Raw genomic sequence first — 22,394 nt, 5'->3', positions numbered from 1 at the left:
CTTTAAACCATACACAATTGGGATTATTACAGTTATTATTTAAGGGTTAACTGTAATACAACAAGACAGAACTAATAGAGTGTTTAACTCTATCAGGTTTCTGTCTGTGTTATTGATTTAAGTCACAAGATTCATAATTTAAGTTATTGTTGGGATTAAACATTATAATATTATTATATGCCTACTTTTACTATATTAAAGTAGCAGGACAACTTCTTTTATAACAATGACAATGGAATTCTATAAAAAGAATTTATATGTATGACTAAGGGTTTTTATACCATACATAATAGTAACTTTCAAAGTTATTTAAGGGGTAAACGTAATGTGTAAGACAATTGCATTAAAAAATAGTCACAAGAATTAATGTTAGTCTATAAATGGCGTTATTCTAAGTCTCTGGTTTCATGAGGGTTTTTTTAATTGTTGAGTTAATATATAGCAAGATGTCTTCCATCCTAGATTTGTAATAACTGGGATGCAAGGGATATAAAAATCTGAAAATAAGGGGGTAAAAAGTTTGCAATATGTTTTTGAACTATTGCTGAAGAATGTATTGTAATTTAAAGACTTTCGTCTGTTTTTCATAATCAGTAGATACAATTACTTTAATATCTTTTTAATGAACGATTTTAATTATAAAAACTTGATTTCTACAAATATAACAAATTTAGTAGTTAATTTCCTACTCTTTTTTTGTTAAAAAAAAGAAAAGAATAAAATTGATTTGCTAATTACAGAATGACTAATTGTTTTAGATTTGTGCTATAGATTTATAATTTACAATTTCAAATAGTTGTGATAAATAAAAATGCCAAAGTATACATAGCAGGTGACAGCGGAATGGTAGGGTCTGCGGTATGGAGGGCTTTACAAAACAGCGGCTATAGCAATCTTATTAGAAAATCAAGTAAAGTCATGGATTAGCGAAGCCAATACGCGGTAAATGATTTTTTTGAAAGTGAAAATATAGATGTAGTTATTGATGCGGCGGCAAGAGTGGGTGGTATTTTAGCGAACGAGACCTATCCCTACCAGTTTTTAATGGATAATATGTTAATACAAAATAATCTTATTGACGCAGCTCTAAAGCATAGCGTAGAGCGCTTTATTTTTTTAGGTAGTTCTTGCATTTATCCTAGATTCGCACCTCAGCCTATTAAAGAAGACAGTCTGCTTACCGATACTTTAGAACCTACTAACCAGTGGTATGCCCTTGCAAAAATTGTAGGTGTTAAAGCCTGCGAAGCTGTAAAGAAGCAGTTTGGGTACAATTACATAAGTTTGATGCCAACTAATTTGTATGGTATAAATGATAATTTTAATTTAAAAACCTCTCATGTACTACCTGCAATGATTAGAAAGTTTCATGAAGCAAAACTGAATAATCATGCTACGGTAGAACTTTGGGGGACGGGTACACCCAAACGTGAATTTTTATACGTTGATGATTTGGCAGATGCCGTGAAGTTTTCTTTAGAAAATCAACTGTCTGAAAGTTTATATAATGTAGGAACAGGTATAGACCTATCGATTAAGGATTTGGCTGAAACCATTCAAGACATTGTTGGGCACAACGGTAAGATTACATGGAACACCAACATGCCAGACGGTACACCACGTAAATGGTTAGATGTATCTAAATTAAAAAGCGAAGGCTGGCAATATACAACGAGTTTAAAAGACGGTATAGAAAAAACATACCACTGGTTTCTTAAAAATCAAGACACTTTTAAAGAAGTAAAAATGTAATATGGCAGATCAAAAAGTTGCTTTTATAACAGGAGTTACCGGCCAGGATGGTGCTTATTTAAGTGAATTCTTGTTAAAAAAAGGCTATAAAGTTCACGGTTTAAAACGCCGTTCGTCACTATTTAATACAGATAGAATAGATCATCTATATCAAGATCCGCATGTAGATAATCAAAATTTTATTTTGCATTATGGTGATATGACAGATAGTACAAATCTTACAAGACTAATCCAAAAAATTCAACCAGACGAAATTTATAATCTTGCAGCCATGAGTCACGTACGCGTGTCATTTGAAATGCCAGAGTATGTAGCTGATGTTGATGGTATTGGTACCCTACGCATACTCGAAGCTGTAAGATTGCTAGGTTTAGAAAAGAAAACTAGGATTTATCAAGCCTCAACTTCAGAACTTTATGGTAAGATACAAGAAGTGCCACAAAAGGAAAGTACACCATTTTATCCAAGAAGCCCTTATGGTGTCGCTAAGATATATGCTTACTGGATTACTGTCAATTATAGAGAAGCTTATAATATGTTTGCATGTAATGGCATTTTATTTAACCATGAATCACCGATTAGGGGAGAAACTTTTGTTACACGTAAAACCACAAGGGCAATCTCCCGAATAGCTTTAGGATTACAGGATAAGTTTTATTTAGGAAACCTTGATGCCAAACGTGATTGGGGACATGCCAAGGATTACGTCCGAATGATGTGGATGATACTACAGGCCGATGAGCCCGAAGATTGGGTTATTGCAACAGGGAAAAGTACTACAGTTCGTGATTTTGTAAGAATGGCGTTCGCAGAAGTTGGTGTCTCCATAGTTTTTGAAGGTGATGGTATTAATGAAAAAGCATTTGTAGAGAGCTGCTCTAATGAGAAATATCAAATTCCTTTGGGGCAAGAAGTGCTTTCAATTGATGAACGTTACTACAGACCAACTGAGGTGGATTTATTAATAGGTGACGCCACTAAGGCTAAAGAGAAATTAGGATGGGAATGCCAATATGAGCTAAGTGACTTGGTAAAGGATATGATGCAAAGCGATCTTAAGTTAATGCTTAAGGGCCAGTATCTTGAAGAGGGAGGTTATAGGACTATGAATTATTATGAGTAGTTGAAAGAGGATTCAAAAATACCTAGGAAAATCATTTTTAACAGGTTCTCTTAAGACACTTGTTGCTTCCCTTTTCATGTTACTTTTACTTCCGTTAATAATTAGTGAGATTGGCGTGTCTAGATATGGATTGGTAGGATTAGTTATGATTTTTGGGCGTGCATGGGTGCTTTTAATTTTGGAATAGCGAAACAGTTACTTCATATGATAGGCAAAACAGAAGCATTGAGAGAGAGAATAAGTCATAAATTAATAAGTGGAGATGTGTTGTAAGCTCATGTTTTTGGTTTCATGAGGGATTATTTAATTGTTTTTGTTAATGTATAGCAAGATGTCTCTTGTCCTCGGTTAGTAATAACCGGGATGTTGGTATAAAAATCTGAAAATAAAAGAGTAAAAAATTTGCAATAAGTTTCTGAACTATTGCTGAAGAATGTATCGAAATTTAAAGACTCTCGTCTGTTTTTCATAATCAGTAGATACAATTACTTAATATTTTTATAATGAGTGGTTTTAATTCTAAAAACAGAATAAAAATAGCAGTTAATTTCCTATTGTTTTTTTGTTAAAAAAAAGAAAACAATAAAATTGATTTACTAATTGCAGAATGACTAATTGTTTTAGATTTGTGGAAGTTGAAAAATCAACCCCATTCTTTAGATTAACAAAAAGTGTCGTATAGTTTTAATTAGGAGTATTTGGACTTTAGCGTAAGGTTTAGTTAAGAAGCTTTTGGAGTTATCTGTTGGAGAATAAATTGTTAACATTTCAAAAAAATATGTCATTAGAACTTATTGGTAGGAAAGAAAAGTTATTTACGCAAGATTTAGAGGAAAATAAAAAGAAATTACTAAACAAAGTCAATAGATCTAGCTTTTTGGTTTTAGGAGGAGCTGGTTCAATTGGGCAAGCGGTAACAAAAGAAATATTCAAACGAAATCCTCAAAAACTTCATGTGGTAGATATCAGCGAGAATAATCTTGTAGAGTTGGTAAGGGATATTAGAAGTTCATTTGGCTACATAAAAGGTGATTTTAAAACTTTTGCACTAGATATAGGGTCAGATGAATATGATGCATTTATAAATTCTGATGGGGAATATGATTATGTATTGAATTTATCTGCTCTTAAACACGTCAGAAGTGAAAAAGATCCCTTTACATTAATGCGGATGATTAAAGTAAACATCTTCAATACGGATAAAACTATACAACAATCCATAGATAATAACGTAAAAAGATATTTCTGTGTTTCCACTGACAAGGCTGCTAACCCTGTTAATATGATGGGAGCGTCCAAACGCATTATGGAAATGTTTTTGATGAGACGTAGTAAAAGGATTTCGCTTTCTACTGCAAGGTTTGCAAATGTAGCATTTTCAGATGGCTCGTTACTTTATGGGTTTAATCAACGTATTCAAAAAAGGCAACCCATTGTCGCACCTAATGATGTAAAACGCTATTTTGTTATACCCCAAGAAGCTGGTGAACTTTGTTTGGCATCCTGCCTATTAGGTGAAAATAGAGATATTTTCTTTCCAAAGTTGAGTGAATCCTTACATTTAATTTCATTTGCTGACATTGCTATTAAATACTTAAAAAGATTAGGATTTGATCCTTATTTATGTAAAACCGAGGAGGAAGCAAGATTTAATATTGAAGGATTGATTTCACAAAAAAAGTGGCCTTGTCTTTTTACAAAAAGTGACACTACTGGAGAAAAAGGTTATGAGGAATTCTACACTCAATTGGAAACTTTAGATATGAATAGCTTTAAAAATATTGGTATTATAAAAAACGAACCTATTTATAATGAAGATAAATTGAATTACTTCTCTAACGCTATTAAAAATATGATTATCGAAAAGTCCTGGTCAAAAGAAGACATAGTGAATTTATTTTATGAAATGATTCCTGATTTTGAACATAAGGAAGTAGGGAAGTATCTAGATTCAAAGATGTGATGAAGAGTTTTGATACAGTAGTTGATCATATTCAAAAAACATATAATACAAAAAACTTCATTCCATTGCACGTACCACGCTTTAGAGGGAACGAAAAGGCATACTTGTTAGATTGTATAGATTCTACCTTTGTCTCTAGCGTTGGTCGGTATGTCGATCGTTTTGAGGAAATGATGGCTAAGATAGCCAATACTGAGCGCGCTGTTGCTGTGGTTAATGGAACTGCAGGGATTCAGGTTGCCTTGCGCTTGGCAGGTGTTTCTTCAAGGAATGAAGTTCTGACACAAGCACTAACTTTTGTTGCTACGGCTAATGCTATTATTTACAATAATGCAAACCCAATTTTTTTAGATGTTGATTTGGATACTATGGGACTATCGCCTAAGGCAGTATCAGATTTTCTAAATGCTAATGCTGAATTGAGAGAAGACGGTTGCTATAATAAGGTTACTGGAAATAGAATAAGTGCTTGTTTACCAATGCATACTTTTGGCTTTCCTGTACATTTAGATGAACTTATTGCTATTTGCAATAAATGGAACATAACCGTTGTAGAAGATGCTGCGGAATCTCTAGGCAGTATGTACAAGGGACAGCCAATAGGTAGCTTAGGTAAGTTTGGGGTATTTTCTTTTAATGGTAATAAAGTGGTAACATCAGGTGGTGGAGGAACTATAGTTACCAACGATGTCCAACTTGCAGAAAAAGCAAAATATTTAACAACAACAGCTAAAAAGCCTCATAAATTTGAATATTATCATGATGAGTTGGGCTATAATTATAGGATGCCCAATATTAATGCCGCATTGGCTTGTTCACAGTTAGAGCAACTTCAGGAATTCTTAATTAGAAAACGGGAATTGGCCCATGAGTACGCAGCTTTTTTTAGTTCTAAAGGCATAAAATTTAGAACCGAATTGCCAAATACAAAAGCAAATCATTGGTTAATGTGCATTGAGCTTGCCGATAAAAAAGAACGTGATTCTTTTTTAGAGACTACCAATGCCCAAGGTGTAATGACACGACCAATTTGGCAATTAATGTTTAGATTGCCAATGTTTCAAAATTGCCAAAGAGATAGTCAAAAAAATGCTATATTTTTGGAAGAGCGAATTGTAAATATACCGAGTAGTGTTAGATGAATTATAGCAAATTAAAAATAGGTTATTTTGCTGATGGGCCGTGGTCTCATGAAGCATTTAAAAAAATAAATAATGATTCCAGATTTGATATAAAATTTATTGTTCCAAGGTTAGACACTGATGACCAAACTTTAATGAGGTTTTCAAAAGATTATAATATCGATTATTTTAAGTTGGACAATGTAAATTCTCAATCAAGCTTAGACAAAATAAAATCATATAATTGTGATATTCTTGTTTCTATGAGTTTTAATCAAATCTTTAAGAAAGATATAATTGAACTAACTCCAATAGGTGTAGTTAATTGCCATGCTGGGAAATTACCTTTTTATCGAGGAAGAAATGTTCTAAATTGGGTGTTGATTAATGACGAGAAAGAATTTGGAATTACAGTACACTTTGTTGACGAAGGTATAGATACTGGGGACATCATTTTACAAGAAATATTTCCTATAACTGATGATGACGATTATTCTACTTTATTAGAAATTGCTTATTTAGAGTGCTCCGAGCTATTATTCAAAGCACTAGTTCAGATAGTTAAAAATACATGTCAGAGACTAAGTCAAAAGGAAATACATCCTGTTGGTTTTTATTGCGGAAGAAGAGGGGTTGGTGATGAAATTATAAATTGGGATGACAATTCAAGAAATGTTTTCAACTTTATACGTGCTATTTCCAAACCAGGTCCAATAGCAAGAACTTTTAACAAATCTCAAGAGATTAAAATTAATAAATCAAGATTGATATCCAAAGTACCTACCTATATAGGTACTGCAGGCCAAGTGCTTAATAAAACAGAACTAGGATATTTAGTTAAAACAAAAGACTCTTTTATTGAAATATATGATTTTGAAGGTAAAATTAGAGTTGGAGATAAGCTAGGGAGATGGATAGAGTAATTATAATTGCTGAGGCTGGAGTAAATCATAATGGAGATATAAGGTTGGCAAAAAAACTTATAGATGTAGCTGTTGATGCTAGAGTAGATTATGTAAAATTTCAAAGCTTTAAAGCTGACAAATTAGCTAGTCCAAACGCAAAAAAAGCCCAATACCAAGAAAGAAATATCCGAGATAACGATACTTCACAGTATAATATGCTTAAATATCTTGAAATAGGTCATCAAGATCATTTAGATTTAATGGCATATTGTAAAGAAAAAAAAATCAAATTCTTGTCAAGTGCTTTTGATGCTGATGGGGTAGAATATTTGGATAAGTTAGGGTTAGATGTATTTAAAATACCAAGCGGGGAAATTACAAATTACCCTTATTTAAGAGCTGTTGCCAAAACCAATAAGCCCATTATTCTTTCCACAGGTATGGCTAATATGGTTGATGTCGAAAATGCACTAGAAATACTAGAAAAGTATGGTTCTGAGAAAGAAAATATTACAGTACTTCATTGTAATACAGAGTATCCAACACCAATGACGGATGTTAATTTATACGCTATGAACTCGTTAAAAACTAGATTTGGTGTTAAAGTTGGATATTCGGACCATACATTAGGGATCGAAGTCTCAATTGCAGCTGTTGCGCTTGGTGCTAAAGTTATTGAGAAGCATTTTACTTTAGATAATTTGTTGCCAGGACCAGACCACCAAGCATCATTAGAACCAGAGGATTTAAAAGCTATGGTTCTGGCTATTCGAAATATAGAAGATGCGATTGCTGGCAACGGTGCAAAAGAACCTTCTAATAGCGAACAGAAGAACATAAAGATAGCTCGAAAAAGTATTCATGCATGTAAAGATATTAAGTCTGGAAATACGATTACCGAATTAGATATTATTCCGTTACGACCTGGTGACGGTATTTCTCCTATGCACTGGAATGAGGTTGTTGGTAAGACTTTAACCAAGGACGTTAATAAGTTTGATAAGCTAAAATGGTCAGATCTCTCATGAAAATAGGCATTTTAACAAGCTCTAGATCGGATTATGGTATATACCTTCCCTTGCTTAAAAAGTTAAAATCAGACCCATTTTTTCAATTAGAGATTATTGCTTTTGGTACACATTTGTCTTCAATACATGGTTACACTTTAACCGATATTAAGAAAGAGGGTTTTAAAACTATACATAGGATATCATCGCTAGAAAAAGATGATAGTCAGTATGGTATTTCAAAATCTTATGGGAATACTGCAGTCAAGTTTTCAGAATTTTGGAAAAATCATAACTTCAATTTGGTTTTTTGTCTTGGCGATCGTTTTGAAATGAGTGCTGCGGTTCAGTCAAGTATTCCTTATGGGGTTCCTTTAGCTCATATTCACGGGGGAGAAACCACACTTGGGGCTATCGATAATGTCTATAGACATCAGATTACTTTGGCTTCAAAATTACATTTTACTGCCACTGATGATTATAAGCGTAAAGTCCAAAGATTAACGGAAAATATGAAGTATGTATATTCGGTTGGCGCTTTGAGCCTTGAAGGTATAAAAGATTACAAACCTATTAACAGAGAAGAGTTTTTAAAAGCATTTCAGATTAAAAATGAGCCTTATGCTCTTATTACTTTTCACCCTGAAACCGTGGCCATTGATCTTAATAAAGATTACGCACAACAAATGCGCATGGCTTTAGAAATATTATCAGCTAGAATAAATTTGGTAATTACTATGCCTAATGCTGATACATTAGGAAGTCTGTATAGAACTCAAATACATTTACTTAAGGATAAGTGTTCAGATAATGTCGTTTTAGTCGAAAATTTTGGGAAAGGCAACTATTTTTCTGCAATGCACTATTCTAAGTTATTAATTGGTAATACATCTAGCGGAATTATTGAAGCTGCCTCATTTGGAAAACATGTGGTAAACGTGGGTTCTAGACAAAAAGGAAGAGCGCAGAGTAAAAATACCTTTAATGTAGATTTTAAAGCAACAAACATTACAAATATGGTTGACACCGTTATAAAGTTGCCTATTTTTACAGGAGAGAATATTTACTTTAAAGAAAAAACAGTAGATACTATTATCGAAACGATAAAAATGTATGATAAACTATAGAGCACATCTAATACCTTATAAAACTTCAATACTTGAAACACTTGCTAAATTAGACGTATTAGCAAGAGATGCTATAGTTTTTGTTGTAGATGATGAAGATAGACTTATAGGTTCTTTAACAGATGGTGATGTACGCAGAGGGCTCCTTAGAGGTGTTAGCATAGATGAATCCGTTGAAAATATTATTCAAGAAAACCCCAAATTTATTAGAAAAGGGGAGCGAGATGTTCATCAAATAATAGATTATAGAAATCGCAATTTTAAAATAATACCTGTATTAGATGAAGACAACAAAATTATAAATGTGGTCAATTTTAGGTACATGCGCTCTTATCTACCAATCGATGCTGTAATTATGGCTGGTGGCAGAGGACAAAGATTGCGACCTCTTACCGATACGACTCCTAAACCCCTTCTTAAAGTTGGTGACAAATCTATCATGGAACATAATTTGGACAGGTTATCTCTTTATGGTATAGATGATTTTTGGTTTTCTATTAGGTATTTGGGGGAACAAATAGAGGATTATTTTGGCAATGGTAAAGAAAGAAATTGTTCCATCAATTACATTTGGGAAAAAAAACCTTTGGGGACCATCGGTTCGGTTGCAAAAATTAAAGATTTCAAGCATCATCATATTTTGGTTTCCAATTCGGATATACTAACAAATCTAGACTATGAGGAGTTTTATCTGGATTTCATAAATCAAGACGCCGATTTATCAGTGGTAACGATTCCATATAATGTTAGCATACCTTACGCAGTTTTAGAGACTACCAATAAGCATGTTATTGATTTTAAGGAAAAACCAACATATACCTACTATTCTAATGGCGGAATCTATTTGATGAAAAGGTCTGTATTGGATTACATTCCTAAAGAGGCACATTTTAATGCTACTGATTTAATGGAAAAATTAATAGAGGAAAATAAAAAAGTAATTTCCTTTCCATTAATTGGCTATTGGTTAGATGTTGGTAAACATGAAGATTTTGAAAAAGCGCAATCAGATATTAATATTATAAAATTCTAGTTTGTTATCGTTAGTTGTTATACCAGCGAGAGGAGGATCTAAAGGTGTACCAGGTAAAAACATTAAAATGTTAAATGGGAAGCCTCTGATTAATTATACAATAGAAGCTGCGAGATCCGTTTTTAAAGATGAATATATTTATGTGAGTACTGACTCTAATGAAATAAAGGAAGTGGCAGAGCAGATAGGTCTTCTAGTGCCTTTCATTAGACCAAAACGTCTAGCTACTGATACAGCAAGTTCAAGAGATGTTCTTTTACATGCCTTAGATTACTTTATCTCAAAAAATGAAAAACAGCCAGACGTAATTATCTTATTACAACCAACATCGCCTTTTAGGAATGGTCTTCATATAAGAGAGGCTTTAGGGATTTATAATGATAATCTTGATATGGTGGTGTCGGTTAAAGAAACTAAGACGAATCCATATTATGTTCTTTATGAAGAGGATGAAAATGGATTATTGAATAAATCCAAGGAAAGTGATGCCATAAGACGACAAGATGTACCAAAAGTGTGGGAGATTAATGGAGCAATTTACATTATTAACCCAGAATCCATAAGGGTTAAAAGTATTAATGAATTTAATAATGTTATGAAATATGAAATGGATGAGATTTCTTCTCATGATATTGATACATTTCTCGACTGGAATGTAGCCGAAGAAATTGTAAAAACAGACGCTCATTATAAATATGGTAAGTAAATCAGCACTTAATAGTTTCATATTCCGTTGAAAAAGGCTTTTAATATCTTGCAGCTATATAATGAGCAAGTCTTTCACAATTAGAATTTGATAAAATTCTACCTTTTAAATTGAAAAAAAAATTATCTAACATAAAAGGTTATTCTACTGCTAGCAAATATGTGGCCTCTGGACTTGTAATGACTTTTGCCTCGCTTATTACCGGTTTCATAGTACTAAGTTGGATTAGTCCAGAGGATATAGGCCGTTGGCAAAGCTTTACGGTCTTTATAGGTTATGTTCAGTTACTCACATTAGGTATTTCACAAGGTATTAATAGAGAGTTGCCATACTGGTTGGGTAAAGAACACGTAGATATCGCTATAGCAAAATTAAAAACTGCAGGAGCATTTATAAGTAAGCTTGTTCTCTGGTTGTATATAGTCTTAACATTATTGACTTTATTACTATTTAAGTTAGAGGTTTTGAGAAAAGAAGGCGCTTTTATGTTAATGTTTGCTGGATCTATAGCCTTTTTTAATATTCTAAGAACTTTTCTTGGGGCAACTTACAGAACATCAAATGAGTTTAAGAAACTAACATATATACAATTGGTAATTAGTGGGTTATATATTTTATTTATACCCTTAATTTACTTTTATGGCATCTGGGGTTATATCGTTTATCAGTTTTTAATTAATACCGCCTTTGTTCTCCTTTTCAGAATCTATAGGCCTTATAAAGTAAAATACGAGTTTAATAAAAGCAATTTTATTGATTTATTAAATGTTGGATTCCCTATCTTTTTTTGGAATTATATCGGAGTTATTTCGCGTTCATTGCCAAGATTGATTCTGGTTGTCTTTGGGAGTCCGTTACTCGTTGGACTATTTGCCCCTGCGGGAAATGTCAATAATGCAGTTTTGGCCATACCAAAATTTTTAAATAGATATTTATTTCCTAAAATGGCCTTTAAGTTCGGTCAGCATGGCGATAAAAATACCGTGTTTAAAATGGCCTTAAAGACTGTTAAATATCTTTTTGTAGTAATGTTGGGTATTGGGTTAGTACTTGTTTTTATCATTCCTTACGCTATTCCTTATGTTTTTCCGAAATATCAAGATGGTGTTTTAGCGGCACAAATTATGGTGTTTTCGGGCGTATTTTATAGTGTTAATATGGTCTTTCATGTTGCCTTAAATAGTTTGAAAGCGTTTAAATACTTTAAGTTCCTTATCTCGTTTCGATTGTTGAGTATAGTAATTTGCTCTTATATTTTTGTGATATTTTTCGACGATTTATTGCTAGGTGTATCTTTAGGAGCAGCGCTGACCGAATTAATTAATATGTTTAATTATTGTGTGTTTCTCAAAAAAGCGAAAAGAGAATAAACTATGAGCCAAAAGTATGTTCTTCTAATATTAAGTCCTTTTCAATTTATCAATGCTTTAGAGTATTTGCATAAAAAACAAATAAGATATAACAATTGCAATGTAGTTTTGCTTTCTGAAAGAAAGATAGCAGTAAATCAAATCTTAAATGAATTTGAAGAGATAAAGCATTTTGAAAATGTTTATATACCAATGATAGGCAAGCGTAATTACTTAATACGTTTTTTAAAAACGAAAAAATTACTACAGCAATTTAATCGATGTATTCCTATAGTAGGAAATTTAGATAATCATTGGGCTAAGTTTGTTATAAAAAGCTCATTAAAAGACATAATGCCAGTGGTAGTAGATGATGGTGCGGCGGCTATAGATATTCTAAAACTTAGAAACAAAAATGAGTATAGAACAAGTCACTCTAAAATCTTAAGTCAAAAAGGATTGTTAGAGTATCTATTTCTAAAATCTAGAAAACCTTTACCTGTAAGCATTCGTTTTTTTTCTTGTTTTAATATTTCGCCGAGTCTTACAGACGAATTATTGATTAATGATTTTGAATATATCAAACGAAAGTATCAAGATAATCATTCAAACCTTATAGACGAAATATGGGTGCTTGGTACCCCTTTATTAGAAAAACAATTTATAATAAAAGAAGCTGATGATATTATTTTTGATGCCTTTAAAGTATTTGGAGAAACTAGAGGTTTTAAAGTTAAGTATTTTGTGCATAGAATTGAGAAATTAGAGAATAATTATGGTTTTGAAATTATAAAAAATACTATACCTTTTGAGATTTTTTACTTAAGAGCTAAGGAGAGACCCAAATATGTTATGAGTTATTATTCAACCTCCCTTTATGTGTTACATAGAATGAAATTTAAAACTAAGTTTGTATCTATAAAAATTAATCAGAATTGGAGAGGTAAGGCAAATTGGAATAGAATAGAAGAGGTGTATGATTTTTATAAATTAAATGGGGTAGAAGTAATCAATATTAATGATTTGCCCTACATATAGTTAATGAAACAGTTATTTTATATCATTCTAATTCTTATGCTGCTCTATCTCGGAGCAGACATCCTCGTAAGGGGTGAGTCTGAAGGATCAAGACCTATTGTTCAAATGATAGCAGGAGCTTCTTTAGTAGGGATGCTAGTTTATAATAACTATTATTTTGGGAGAAGATTAACTCTTATTAAAGTATTTAGTTTTTCTCGACTTTGGCTGGTTTTTGTTGTATTAGGAGTGTTATATTTTTTGTTGAGTTTAATTGAGTTCCCTTCAGAATATGCAAATGTAAATTTAAGGTCCGTAATTATTTTAGTCTATATAATTGCTTCAATGTTCTTTTTTTATAATGCGACGATTAACTTTCATCTCAAAGGAAAGGCGTTAAATCTGCTTTTGTTTGCATTAATATTGAATGGGTGCTTGGAAGTTGTTTTAGCTATAATTAACCCTTTAGATTCGAGAGGAGTAGAAGTGATTAATACATCAGCAGGATATATATTTTTAATGCTATTGCCATTATTAATGCATCGTTTTCAGAAGTATAATTTTTGGGTTTTTGGTATAGCCCTTATACTAACTCTTATGTCTGGAAAAAGAGGTGCTGTGATAATATATCTATTAATCATTATTTACTCATTTCTTAACTATAAAAGTGTATTTAAGAACTTTAAATTCGATTGGAGAGCTTGGTTGTTTATAGCTATTTTGTTGGTCGCCGGTTTCTATTTTTCAGAGAATGCTTATGATAGTTTGTCTCACAGGTTTCTTAACATAGAAGATGAAAAAAGAGGTACAATAGGTTCAGGGAGAGATTTAATATGGTCAACATTGATATATTTCTGGATAGATGGTTCTTTACTAAACCAAATCTTTGGCTTTGGGTTTTATGCATCCCCTAAAATTGAAGGCCATATCGCACATAATGATTTTATTGAGTATTTGATAGATTTTGGTTTACTAGGTTTCTTTTTATGGTCTATGATGCTGTTTAAGTTTTATAAAAATATTAAAAGAATTAAGCAATATGACAAATACCTATATACGTTATTGTTTTTTTGTTTTTTTGTTTTTGTAGGTAGAGGTTTTTTTTCAGGTACAAATAGAACAGATAATATTGTTTTGAGTATTTCAATAGGATATATACTAGGTATAACATGTTTAAAGTTGATCAATTTTAAACAAAATCAACATATTCAGCATCAAAAATATTTAGAAAAACAGATGGGTGATCTAGATGGTACAAACGATTAACACATTTTTAGTTGGAGCACAAAAGGCAGGTACAACAAGCCTATACGATTGGTTGGGACAACATCCAGAAGTTCTTGCTCCAGAAGAAATTAAAGATTATCATTTCTTTACAAACGAAAATTTCTTTAAGAAGGGTATAAAGCACTTGGAGTCATTTTACAAAAAGGAAACACCTATAAAACTGCATGGCGCTGTTAACTATATGTATTTTCACCAAACAGCAAGCCAAAGAATTTATAAATATAACAACGATATTCGCATTATTGTGTGCCTTAGGAATCCTGTAAACAGAGCAGTGTCTGCTTATAATTACTTTAAGAGAACATTGCGAGAAGAAAAAACATTTGAACAAGCCATAAATGCAGAATTAAATGGAGAGCTAACAACTTTTGTGCAACAGTCTAACAATACCTATGTGCAGCATGGTTATTATGCTCGACAGGTACAATCTTTTTTAAAAAAATTTGGTAAGAAGAATTGTCATTTTGTATTGTTTGAAGAATTAATTGATACCCGCATGCAGCAAGAAGTAATGCAGCAGGTGTGCCAGTTTTTAGGTATAGACGATGACTTTCAATTTAGTTTTGTGCACCTCAACGCGAGTGCTCAACCTCGGTCAAAAACTATCAATTTCATTATTAGGAAATCTGGACTAACCAAGGTTTTAAAACCGCTATTGCCATTGAGATATAGAAAAAAACTTGGGAAAACCTTAGAGCAAAAAAATATTGGAGAAAAAAAGATAAATACTACAATCGAGAAAGATACAATTAAGTCATTAAAGGAAAAGTTCCTTCCGCGAGTCGAAGCATTATCAGATGTAGTCGGAAGAGATTTGGTGAAATTTTGGAATTTTAGAAATAAGATTTAATTTATGAAAGACTTTTTCTGCTTTGTGCATATTGAGAAATGCGCAGGAACAACATTGCATCACTCAATCAAGTATAATTTACCTGGATATTTAATATTAAAGCCATGGTATTACTGGTCAAATGAAGAAGGTAATTTTTTAAATAAATCTGAATTAAAATGGTTGAAGATATTTTACCCTATTTTATGTGGAATAGGAGGGCATACAACCAGAACTTACGCTAGATACGAAGAGGTTGTGAATAAAGACATAAAATATTTCACTTTCTTAAGAAATCCAATAACTAGATATCTGTCGCAATATAATCATCATGTCAACAAAAAAAGAAGAAATTGGTCTATTGAAGATTTCACTAATGATAGAAGATTTGATAATTACATGACTCAACGTTTGGCTAATGGTGCTGACTTAGAGTTAGCTAAATTTAGGTTAAGAGAAAATTTTTCTTTTGTTGGTCTGTTTGAAGAGTTCGATGAATCTTTAGTAATGTTAGAGCAATTTGTCTTTGGAGACAACATCGCTTTAAACTATGAGCATAAAAATGATTCCAAAAAAGAAAAGAAAATAAAGTATAATGAACTTAATGAAAATATTAAAAAATCGATTTTAAAAAACAATAGCTTAGATATTGAGCTTTATAAATATGTTTGTGATGAACTTTATCCAAAGTATAAAAGTAATTATAGAGGCGATATAGAACTAAGTACAAAATCTTTTAAATTAAAGAACGAGAATTATCGTTTTAATAGATTTAGGTATCATATAATTCGCTCTAGCAGATTCTTGACGGATAATGTTTTGCAGAAAGTTATTCATAAAACTTTAAAAAAATAATGAAGTGGTGCAGAAAGCTAGTGAAAATATACTAATAATTGGCGCAGACTTAACCAGCAACGGTGGTATAGCTAGTGTTATTAAGTCGCATTATAAGGCGTATCAATCCAATACTTATCCATTTAAGTTGTTTTTATTAAAAACAAACTACTATAAAGATAAATCTAGGCTTTTTGAATTTCTAATCTTAATCTCGGCCATATTTCGGTTTTTGTATTTCTTATTATTTAAAAATGTTAAAATACTCCATATCCATTCGTCTGCTAAGATTAGTTTTTTTCGCAAGTCTATATTTGTCATGTTGGGTAAGCTAATGAGAAGGAAAATTATACTCCATTTACATTCAAGTGATTTTTATGTTTTTTTTCTAACCAACAATAATAAACTCAAGAAGTACATCAATTTTATATTCTCTAGGGTCGATAAAATAGTTGTCTTATGCACAGATTGGGAAATTAAACTAAAACAAGAGTACAGCTTTAATCATATTGTTAGGATAGCAAACCCAATTGATTTGAAAAGTGAATTTCAGAATGATAATGCTTTTCGTGAAGATAATGGTACATTTGTACTGGCTTTTGTTGGTTTCTTAATTGAATCAAAGGGTATAAGAGATTTATTAGAGACAATGAAGCAACTGAGAAATAAAGGATATTCAAAAATTAAATTACTAATTGCAGGAAAAGGTGAGTTAGAATCGTTTATTTTGGACTTTATTGATAAAGAAAAATTATCTAACACTATTGATTACGTTGGTTGGGTAGCTGGAGAAAGTAAGGACAATCTTTACAAGAAGTCCGATGTTTTTATTTTACCCTCATATAAGGAAGGTATGCCAATATCCATTTTAGAGGCAATGACATTTGGCTTGCCGATTATATCTACTAATATTTCAGGAGTCCCAGATGTTATATCAGTGCCAAGAAATGGATTTCTGGTTAGTCCTGGCAAGGTAAATGAAATTGTAGATGCAATTATGCATTGCTATGAAAATAAAGATCAATTAATAACAATAAGCGAAAATAATCTTAATGATATAAAAGATTTTTCGGCACAAAATATATTTAATCAAATAACGAAAGTGTATTCCGATTTACTCAACTAAATGCAACAATTAACACAAAAACTAGGTTCGGGAGATATGGTAATTCAAGAAGTGCCTTATCCACAGCTCGGTAAAGGTATGGTCATTGTAAAAAACCACTATTCTATTATAAGTTCGGGTACTGAAGGTTCAACAGTTGCGGCTGCGCGAAAGAGTTTAATTGGCAAAGCGAAAGAACGTCCACAACAGGTAAAGCAGGTTGTAGATACCTTAAAGAAGCAAGGTCCAGTACAAACCTACAGGGCCGTAATGAAAAAGTTGGATGCCTATTCGCCACTAGGTTACAGTTGTGCAGGTGAAGTCATAGAAGTAGGTAAAGGGGTTGCTGAATTTGAAATTGGCGATAAAGTCGCTTGTGCTGGAGCAGGTTATGCCAATCATGCAGAAATTGTGTCAGTACCAGTTAATCTTTGTGTAAAATTGAATAATGACACAGATCTTAAAGACGCAGCATATAATACTTTAGGGGCGATTTCTATGCAAGGAGTGCGTCAAGCCGATTTAAGATTGGGGGAATCTTGTGTCATTATAGGCCTTGGACTTTTGGGTCAATTAGCCGCCCTTATTTTAAAGGCTTCTGGAGTAAGAGTTATTGGTATCGATGTTTCTGAAGCTGCCATAAATCAGGCAGTGGAAAATGATGTAGTTGACCTAGGGTTAACACGCAACTCAGCAGGAATAGAAGAACAAATCTTAAATGTAACTAAGGGTTATGGTGCAGATGCTGTGATTATTGCAGCAGCCACTTCTGGTTTAGATCCCATAAATTTTGCTGGTGCTATTGCACGTAAAAAAGGTAAGGTCGTTGTGTTGGGTGCTGTACCTACAGGGTTTGATCGCGATCCGCATTGGTACCGAAAAGAACTAGAACTTAAGATGGCCTGCTCTTATGGTCCAGGACGTTACGATTTAAATTATGAAGAAAAAGGGATTGATTACCCCTTGCCTTATGTGCGTTGGACTGAAAAACGGAACATGGAGGCTTTTCAGGATTTAATTGCTTCTAATCGCATAGATATTGGCTACCTTACTACGCATGAATTTGAGTTTGATAATGCAAAAGCAGCTTTTGATTTAGTGGTCTCCAAGTCAGAACCGTTTACAGGTATAGCTTTAAAATATGATACTGAAAGAACGGTTTCAAAAGAAAAAATAACCACTTCAGAAAATGAAAAATTAGGCAAGGTCAATATATCCTTTATTGGTGCCGGAAGTTATGCGCAGGGGAATTTACTTCCAAATATTCCTGAATTGGCAGATATAGGTCGAGTAGGTATTTTAACCAATACTGGGACGACTTCTAAACGCGTCGCAGAAAAATTTAAGTTTCAATATTGCGCAAGTAAAGAAGAAGACATATTTAGTGAAAAGACCAATACGGTTTTTGTTACTACCAGACATGATTCGCATGGCACATACGTATTAAAAAGTCTAAGGGCAAACAAAAATGTATTTGTTGAGAAACCGTTGTGTTTGTTAGAATCTGAATTAGAAGAAATAATTGAAGCACAATCCGAGGCAAAAAAGGTAGTTATGGTTGGCTTTAATAGACGGTTTTCACCATTAACAGCCAAGCTTAAAAAAGCATTTGGTAACCATCCAATGACCATGATTTATAGGATTAATGCTGGAGCCATTCGGAAAGATACTTGGATTCAAGATAGTGAAATTGGAGGAGGACGAATACTTGGTGAAGTTTGCCACTTTATAGATTATTTAACGTATTTGAATGGAAGTTTACCAAATAAAGTTTCAGCCTCTGCACTTCCTGACGCTAATAAGTTAAATGATACTTTAAATATTTTGATTCAATTTGAAAACGGCTCAAACGGTATTATTGGTTATTATGCTAATGGTTCAAAGGCCATGTCGAAAGAGTACATCGAGGTGTTTTCGGCAGGAATTTCGGCCACTTTAAACGATTTTAAAGAACTGAAGACTTATGGAAAAGGGAGACCCAAAAAGACAAAAATCCTCAATCAGAATAAGGGGCAAAAGGAGATGGTCACCGCTTTTATAAATGGTTTGCTTAATGATGGACAAGCACCAATATCTTTTGAAGAAATTATAGCTGTTACAGAAGCATCTTTTAAAGTTTTAGAATCTATAAAGCGTGGTGGAGAGCAAGTTGGTATCTAAATTTAAAAAAAGTCTTGCCCAACTAAAGTCATATTGCGAAGCAGAAGATTTTAAAGGTTGGGATCCTTATGATGGCATGAATTCTAAGGTGTTTCAAGCCTTGCCCATTAAACATTGGGATTTGGCTAGGTTGGCATGGATACAAGGCTTTAAAAGAAGTCCTATAAACCTCAGGAAATTATTATTAGTTCCGAAAGAGTATAACTCTATGGGAGTTGCTTTGTTTTTACTAGGATATTGCAGACTCTATAAAGCGGCCGAGAACGGATGTATAGAGTTTGGGACAGAAGAGGGTTTATTAGACCGAATTAAATATTTAACCGAATTGCTGCTCCAAATGAAAGTCGATGGTTATTCGGGAGCATGTTGGGGCTATAATTTTGATTGGCAAGCAAGGCGTTTGTTTTTGTTCAAAAAAGATACACCAACGGTGGTGGCTACGGCTTTTTGTGTTGAGGCTTTAATAGAAAGTCATAAGATTACAAAAAACCAGAAAACACTTGAAGTGGCTATGTCATCAGCAGAATTTGTACTAGAAGATTTATCTAGGACAACTCATGGTAAGGGTCATATCTTTTCTTACAGTATAAAAGATGGTAATAATACGGTTATTAACGCTTCATTGTTAGGAGCCAAAATTTTGAGTTATTCGTATAAGTATAGAAAGCTTGAAGAGCATGCAGTTATGGCAAGGAAAGCAGTTTTGGCAGCATGTGATTTACAAGAAGATGACGGTTCATGGATTTATGGATTACTTCCTGTTCAATCTTGGAAAGATAGTTTTCATACAGGATTTAACTTAGATGCCATTGAAACGTATCAACAAAATACTAGTGATACATCTTTTCAAAAAAATATTGATAAGGGTTGGACCTATTATATCGAAAACTTTTTTGAGGCAGATGGTAAACCAAAATATTATCACAATAAAACCTATCCCATCGATATTCACTGCCCAGCCCAGGTTATTGTTACGGCATCCAAAATGAATCAATTTAAATCTTATGAAGATTTTTTGGCAAAAACTTTGAGATGGACCATTGACAACATGCAATCTAAAAAAGGATACTTTTACTATCAAATTAAAAAAGGGATGAGTTCAAAGATTTCTTATATGAGATGGAGTAATGCCTTTATGTTTAATGCTATGGCCCATTATTATCTAGAATCTAACCAATGCTTATGAGATCTGAAGCTTTAAATAATATGATTACATACGCCCCAAACTCAAGGGATGAACTCATCAACTTCGCAGTTGACAATAAGAAAATTTTAGTGGCGGTTAATGCTGAAAAGATTTTACATGCTACTAATGAAACCAGGGCTATTATCAATAGAAATCTAGGCTATCCCGATGGTATTGGTGCAGTATGGGCACTTCGAAAAAAAGGGTTTAGATCAACTGTTAAAATTCCTGGTTGTGAACTATGGTTGGATATCATCAATAGACACTATAAAGACAAGTCATTTTATTTAGTTGGTGGAAAAGAAGAAGTAATTAAAGCTACTGTTAATCAATTAAAATCTGAGTTTGAAGGTATCAATATCTGTAATTTCAGAAATGGTTATCTTAAAACAGAAACTGAAGAAAAAGCATTAATTGAGGATATCAAAAAGCTTCAACCCAACGTCGTATTTGTAGCCATGGGCTCACCCATGCAGGAATTGCTGATGGAGCGCATTCAAAAAGAACATGATGCCGTTTATCAAGGCTTAGGCGGAAGTTTTGATGTGTATACAGGACTTGTGAAGCGTGCGCCAAATTGGTGGGTAAAGAATAATTTAGAATGGGCTTATCGTCTTATTAACCAGCCCTCACGTATCAAACGGCAAATACATTTAGTACGATTTTTTATTAACCTACATTTGAACAAATATTAAGTATTGCTATGAATTATACGATAACCATAGTTGCTGGTGCGAGACCTAACTTTATGAAAATTGCCCCAATTATTCATGCTATAGAAGAAGTAAAAGAGAATGGTCAAAATCTAGATTATAGATTGGTTCATACAGGTCAGCATTACGATAAGAATATGTCTGATAGTTTTTTTGAACAACTAGATATTCCAAAACCACATATTAATTTAGAGTGTAGTGGAGGCTCACATGCGGAACAAACAGCGGCAATTTTAATAAATTTTGAAAAGGAACTAATGGCTAACCCAACGGATTTGGTTTTGGTGGTTGGAGATGTGACCTCCACTATGGCTTGTGCTTTAGTGGCTCAAAAGTTGCATACAAAGGTAGCTCATGTAGAAGCAGGCATAAGATCTCATGATTGGAGTATGCCAGAAGAAATAAATCGCTTAGTTACCGATAGTATCACCAATTATTTCTTTACGACTTCGGGATTAGCGAACTCTAATTTACTAAAAGAAGGTATAAAAGAAGACCAAATATTTTATGTGGGCAATACGATGATTGATACCTTATTAAAGCAAAAGCCCAATTTTATAGAGCCTGAAATTTCGAGACGATTAGAACTTAAGCCAAAAGAATATATTGTTATGACGCTTCATCGTCCGGCCAATGTTGACGAAGAAAGTCAGCTGAAGGCCATGATTAATGAGATTGTTAACCATACTAGGGAATTACCATTAGTTTTTCCTGTACACCCGAGAACCGCAAAAATATTAGAACGATTGAATATCTCTCATCCAAGGTTACATTTCATTGCACCATTAAGCTATTTAGAATTTAACCATTTAGTAGAAAATGCCAAAGCTGTTATCACAGATTCTGGTGGTATTACGGAAGAGGCATCAGTGATGAATGTGCCTTGTATGACTTTGAGGGACAATACAGAACGCCCAGAAACCATTACTTTGGGGACCAATGAATTAGTCAGTACCAACCCAAAGGCAATTAAACCTTATTTGGATAAGTTATTTGAAGGGAAATGGAAAGCATACCAAACGATACCGCTTTGGGATGGAAAAACCGCACAACGAATAATATCCCATATTTTGGACTTAACAATAAAATAATATCTAAGTATTTCCTTTGATTAGGACTCCTTAGACTTTGTTTAGAAATTTGTATATTATCCATCCCTTGAGATGTTTTGAATGTC

18 protein-coding genes and 1 pseudogene are annotated in these 22,394 nt (G+C 33.0%); all 19 read left to right on the top strand.

Going from position 1 to position 22,394, the window contains the following annotated elements; all coding sequences use genetic code 11:
- The first annotated feature begins 801 nt into the window (after positions 1-801).
- The 19 genes and pseudogenes from Q0992_RS02355 (at position 802) to wecB (ending at position 22,308) form a co-directional block, all read left to right on the top strand.
- Positions 802-1,752 (top strand): annotated as a pseudogene (locus Q0992_RS02355) (GDP-L-fucose synthase family protein).
- Position 1,753: 1 nt separating this feature from the next.
- Entirely contained in the window at positions 1,754-2,875 is a 1,122-nt protein-coding gene (gene gmd / locus Q0992_RS02350) for a GDP-mannose 4,6-dehydratase (protein ID WP_299519985.1), read from the top strand.
- Between the two features lie 778 nt (positions 2,876-3,653).
- Positions 3,654-4,838 carry a UDP-N-acetylglucosamine 4,6-dehydratase gene (locus tag Q0992_RS02345; protein WP_299519984.1) on the top strand — a complete coding sequence of 395 codons (1,185 nt, stop codon included), beginning with the start codon at positions 3,654-3,656 and terminating at the stop codon, positions 4,836-4,838.
- On the top strand, positions 4,838-5,980 hold the full coding sequence (locus Q0992_RS02340; RefSeq protein WP_299519983.1) for a LegC family aminotransferase: 1,143 nt from the start codon (positions 4,838-4,840) through the stop codon (positions 5,978-5,980). The genes Q0992_RS02345 and Q0992_RS02340 overlap by 1 nt, the downstream gene beginning before the upstream one ends.
- On the top strand, positions 5,977-6,882 hold the full coding sequence (locus tag Q0992_RS02335) for a formyltransferase family protein (protein WP_299519981.1): 906 nt from the start codon (positions 5,977-5,979) through the stop codon (positions 6,880-6,882). The genes Q0992_RS02340 and Q0992_RS02335 overlap by 4 nt, the downstream gene beginning before the upstream one ends.
- Positions 6,870-7,892, top strand: a complete 1,023-nt coding sequence (gene neuB, locus Q0992_RS02330; RefSeq protein ID WP_299519979.1) for an N-acetylneuraminate synthase — start codon at positions 6,870-6,872, stop codon at positions 7,890-7,892. The genes Q0992_RS02335 and neuB overlap by 13 nt, the downstream gene beginning before the upstream one ends.
- Positions 7,889-8,998 carry a UDP-N-acetylglucosamine 2-epimerase gene (gene neuC, locus Q0992_RS02325; RefSeq protein ID WP_299519977.1) on the top strand — a complete coding sequence of 370 codons (1,110 nt, stop codon included), beginning with the start codon at positions 7,889-7,891 and terminating at the stop codon, positions 8,996-8,998. Before neuB ends, neuC begins: the two co-directional genes overlap by 4 nt.
- Complete coding sequence (locus Q0992_RS02320; protein ID WP_299519975.1) at positions 8,985-10,031, top strand: nucleotidyltransferase family protein; 1,047 nt, start codon at positions 8,985-8,987, stop codon at positions 10,029-10,031. The genes neuC and Q0992_RS02320 overlap by 14 nt, the downstream gene beginning before the upstream one ends.
- Position 10,032: 1 nt before the next feature.
- Positions 10,033-10,737, top strand: coding sequence for an acylneuraminate cytidylyltransferase family protein (locus Q0992_RS02315; protein ID WP_299519974.1), 705 nt, complete (start codon positions 10,033-10,035; stop codon positions 10,735-10,737).
- A 110-nt stretch (positions 10,738-10,847) separates the two neighbouring features.
- Entirely contained in the window at positions 10,848-12,107 is a 1,260-nt protein-coding gene (locus Q0992_RS02310) for a hypothetical protein (RefSeq protein ID WP_299519972.1), read from the top strand.
- Between the two features lie 3 nt (positions 12,108-12,110).
- Positions 12,111-13,124: a hypothetical protein gene (locus tag Q0992_RS02305; protein WP_299519970.1), complete on the top strand. Its 1,014-nt coding sequence runs from the start codon at positions 12,111-12,113 to the stop codon at positions 13,122-13,124.
- A 3-nt stretch (positions 13,125-13,127) separates the two neighbouring features.
- Positions 13,128-14,369 carry an O-antigen ligase family protein gene (locus Q0992_RS02300; protein WP_299519968.1) on the top strand — a complete coding sequence of 414 codons (1,242 nt, stop codon included), beginning with the start codon at positions 13,128-13,130 and terminating at the stop codon, positions 14,367-14,369.
- The gene (locus tag Q0992_RS02295) at positions 14,353-15,240 is read left to right on the top strand and encodes a sulfotransferase domain-containing protein (RefSeq protein WP_299519966.1); all 888 of its coding nucleotides are present in this window, start codon (positions 14,353-14,355) and stop codon (positions 15,238-15,240) included. Before Q0992_RS02300 ends, Q0992_RS02295 begins: the two co-directional genes overlap by 17 nt.
- 3 nt (positions 15,241-15,243) lie before the next feature.
- Positions 15,244-16,074: a sulfotransferase family 2 domain-containing protein gene (locus Q0992_RS02290; protein ID WP_299519964.1), complete on the top strand. Its 831-nt coding sequence runs from the start codon at positions 15,244-15,246 to the stop codon at positions 16,072-16,074.
- A gap of 313 nt (positions 16,075-16,387) precedes the next feature.
- Positions 16,388-17,179 (top strand): glycosyltransferase family 4 protein, encoded by a 792-nt coding sequence (locus Q0992_RS02285; protein ID WP_299519962.1) that lies wholly within the window; start codon positions 16,388-16,390, stop codon positions 17,177-17,179.
- On the top strand, positions 17,180-19,318 hold the full coding sequence (locus tag Q0992_RS02280) for a Gfo/Idh/MocA family oxidoreductase (RefSeq protein ID WP_299519960.1): 2,139 nt from the start codon (positions 17,180-17,182) through the stop codon (positions 19,316-19,318).
- Positions 19,293-20,504 (top strand): delta-aminolevulinic acid dehydratase, encoded by a 1,212-nt coding sequence (locus Q0992_RS02275; RefSeq protein ID WP_299519958.1) that lies wholly within the window; start codon positions 19,293-19,295, stop codon positions 20,502-20,504. Before Q0992_RS02280 ends, Q0992_RS02275 begins: the two co-directional genes overlap by 26 nt.
- The gene (locus tag Q0992_RS02270; protein ID WP_299519956.1) at positions 20,501-21,199 is read left to right on the top strand and encodes a WecB/TagA/CpsF family glycosyltransferase; all 699 of its coding nucleotides are present in this window, start codon (positions 20,501-20,503) and stop codon (positions 21,197-21,199) included. Before Q0992_RS02275 ends, Q0992_RS02270 begins: the two co-directional genes overlap by 4 nt.
- 8 nt (positions 21,200-21,207) lie before the next feature.
- The gene (wecB, locus tag Q0992_RS02265; protein WP_299519954.1) at positions 21,208-22,308 is read left to right on the top strand and encodes a non-hydrolyzing UDP-N-acetylglucosamine 2-epimerase; all 1,101 of its coding nucleotides are present in this window, start codon (positions 21,208-21,210) and stop codon (positions 22,306-22,308) included.
- Positions 22,309-22,394: the final 86 nt, after the last annotated feature.

Source organism: Winogradskyella sp. (genome assembly GCF_028289625.1).
In the GTDB taxonomy this organism is placed as follows: domain Bacteria; phylum Bacteroidota; class Bacteroidia; order Flavobacteriales; family Flavobacteriaceae; genus Winogradskyella.
The sequence above is the reverse complement of the archived record's forward strand: the minus strand, read 5'-3'. Positions and strand labels throughout refer to the sequence as shown.

Bases quoted from the DNA above. Each gene is read 5' to 3' on its own strand.
- Q0992_RS02335 (WP_299519981.1), top strand. From the start codon at position 5,977: ATGAATTATAGCAAATTAAAAATAGGTTATTTTGCTGATGGGCCGTGG.
- Q0992_RS02280 (WP_299519960.1), top strand. From the start codon at position 17,180: ATGCAACAATTAACACAAAAACTAGGTTCGGGAGATATGGTAATTCAA.
- Q0992_RS02305 (WP_299519970.1), top strand. From the start codon at position 12,111: ATGAGCCAAAAGTATGTTCTTCTAATATTAAGTCCTTTTCAATTTATC.
- Q0992_RS02340 (WP_299519983.1), top strand. From the start codon at position 4,838: ATGAAGAGTTTTGATACAGTAGTTGATCATATTCAAAAAACATATAAT.
- neuB (WP_299519979.1), top strand. From the start codon at position 6,870: ATGGATAGAGTAATTATAATTGCTGAGGCTGGAGTAAATCATAATGGA.
- Q0992_RS02295 (WP_299519966.1), top strand. From the start codon at position 14,353: ATGGTACAAACGATTAACACATTTTTAGTTGGAGCACAAAAGGCAGGT.
- wecB (WP_299519954.1), top strand. From the start codon at position 21,208: ATGAATTATACGATAACCATAGTTGCTGGTGCGAGACCTAACTTTATG.
- Q0992_RS02345 (WP_299519984.1), top strand. From the start codon at position 3,654: ATGTCATTAGAACTTATTGGTAGGAAAGAAAAGTTATTTACGCAAGAT.
- Q0992_RS02270 (WP_299519956.1), top strand. From the start codon at position 20,501: ATGAGATCTGAAGCTTTAAATAATATGATTACATACGCCCCAAACTCA.
- gmd (WP_299519985.1), top strand. From the start codon at position 1,754: ATGGCAGATCAAAAAGTTGCTTTTATAACAGGAGTTACCGGCCAGGAT.
- Q0992_RS02290 (WP_299519964.1), top strand. From the start codon at position 15,244: ATGAAAGACTTTTTCTGCTTTGTGCATATTGAGAAATGCGCAGGAACA.
- Q0992_RS02285 (WP_299519962.1), top strand. From the start codon at position 16,388: ATGAGAAGGAAAATTATACTCCATTTACATTCAAGTGATTTTTATGTT.
- Q0992_RS02300 (WP_299519968.1), top strand. From the start codon at position 13,128: ATGAAACAGTTATTTTATATCATTCTAATTCTTATGCTGCTCTATCTC.
- Q0992_RS02320 (WP_299519975.1), top strand. From the start codon at position 8,985: ATGATAAACTATAGAGCACATCTAATACCTTATAAAACTTCAATACTT.
- neuC (WP_299519977.1), top strand. From the start codon at position 7,889: ATGAAAATAGGCATTTTAACAAGCTCTAGATCGGATTATGGTATATAC.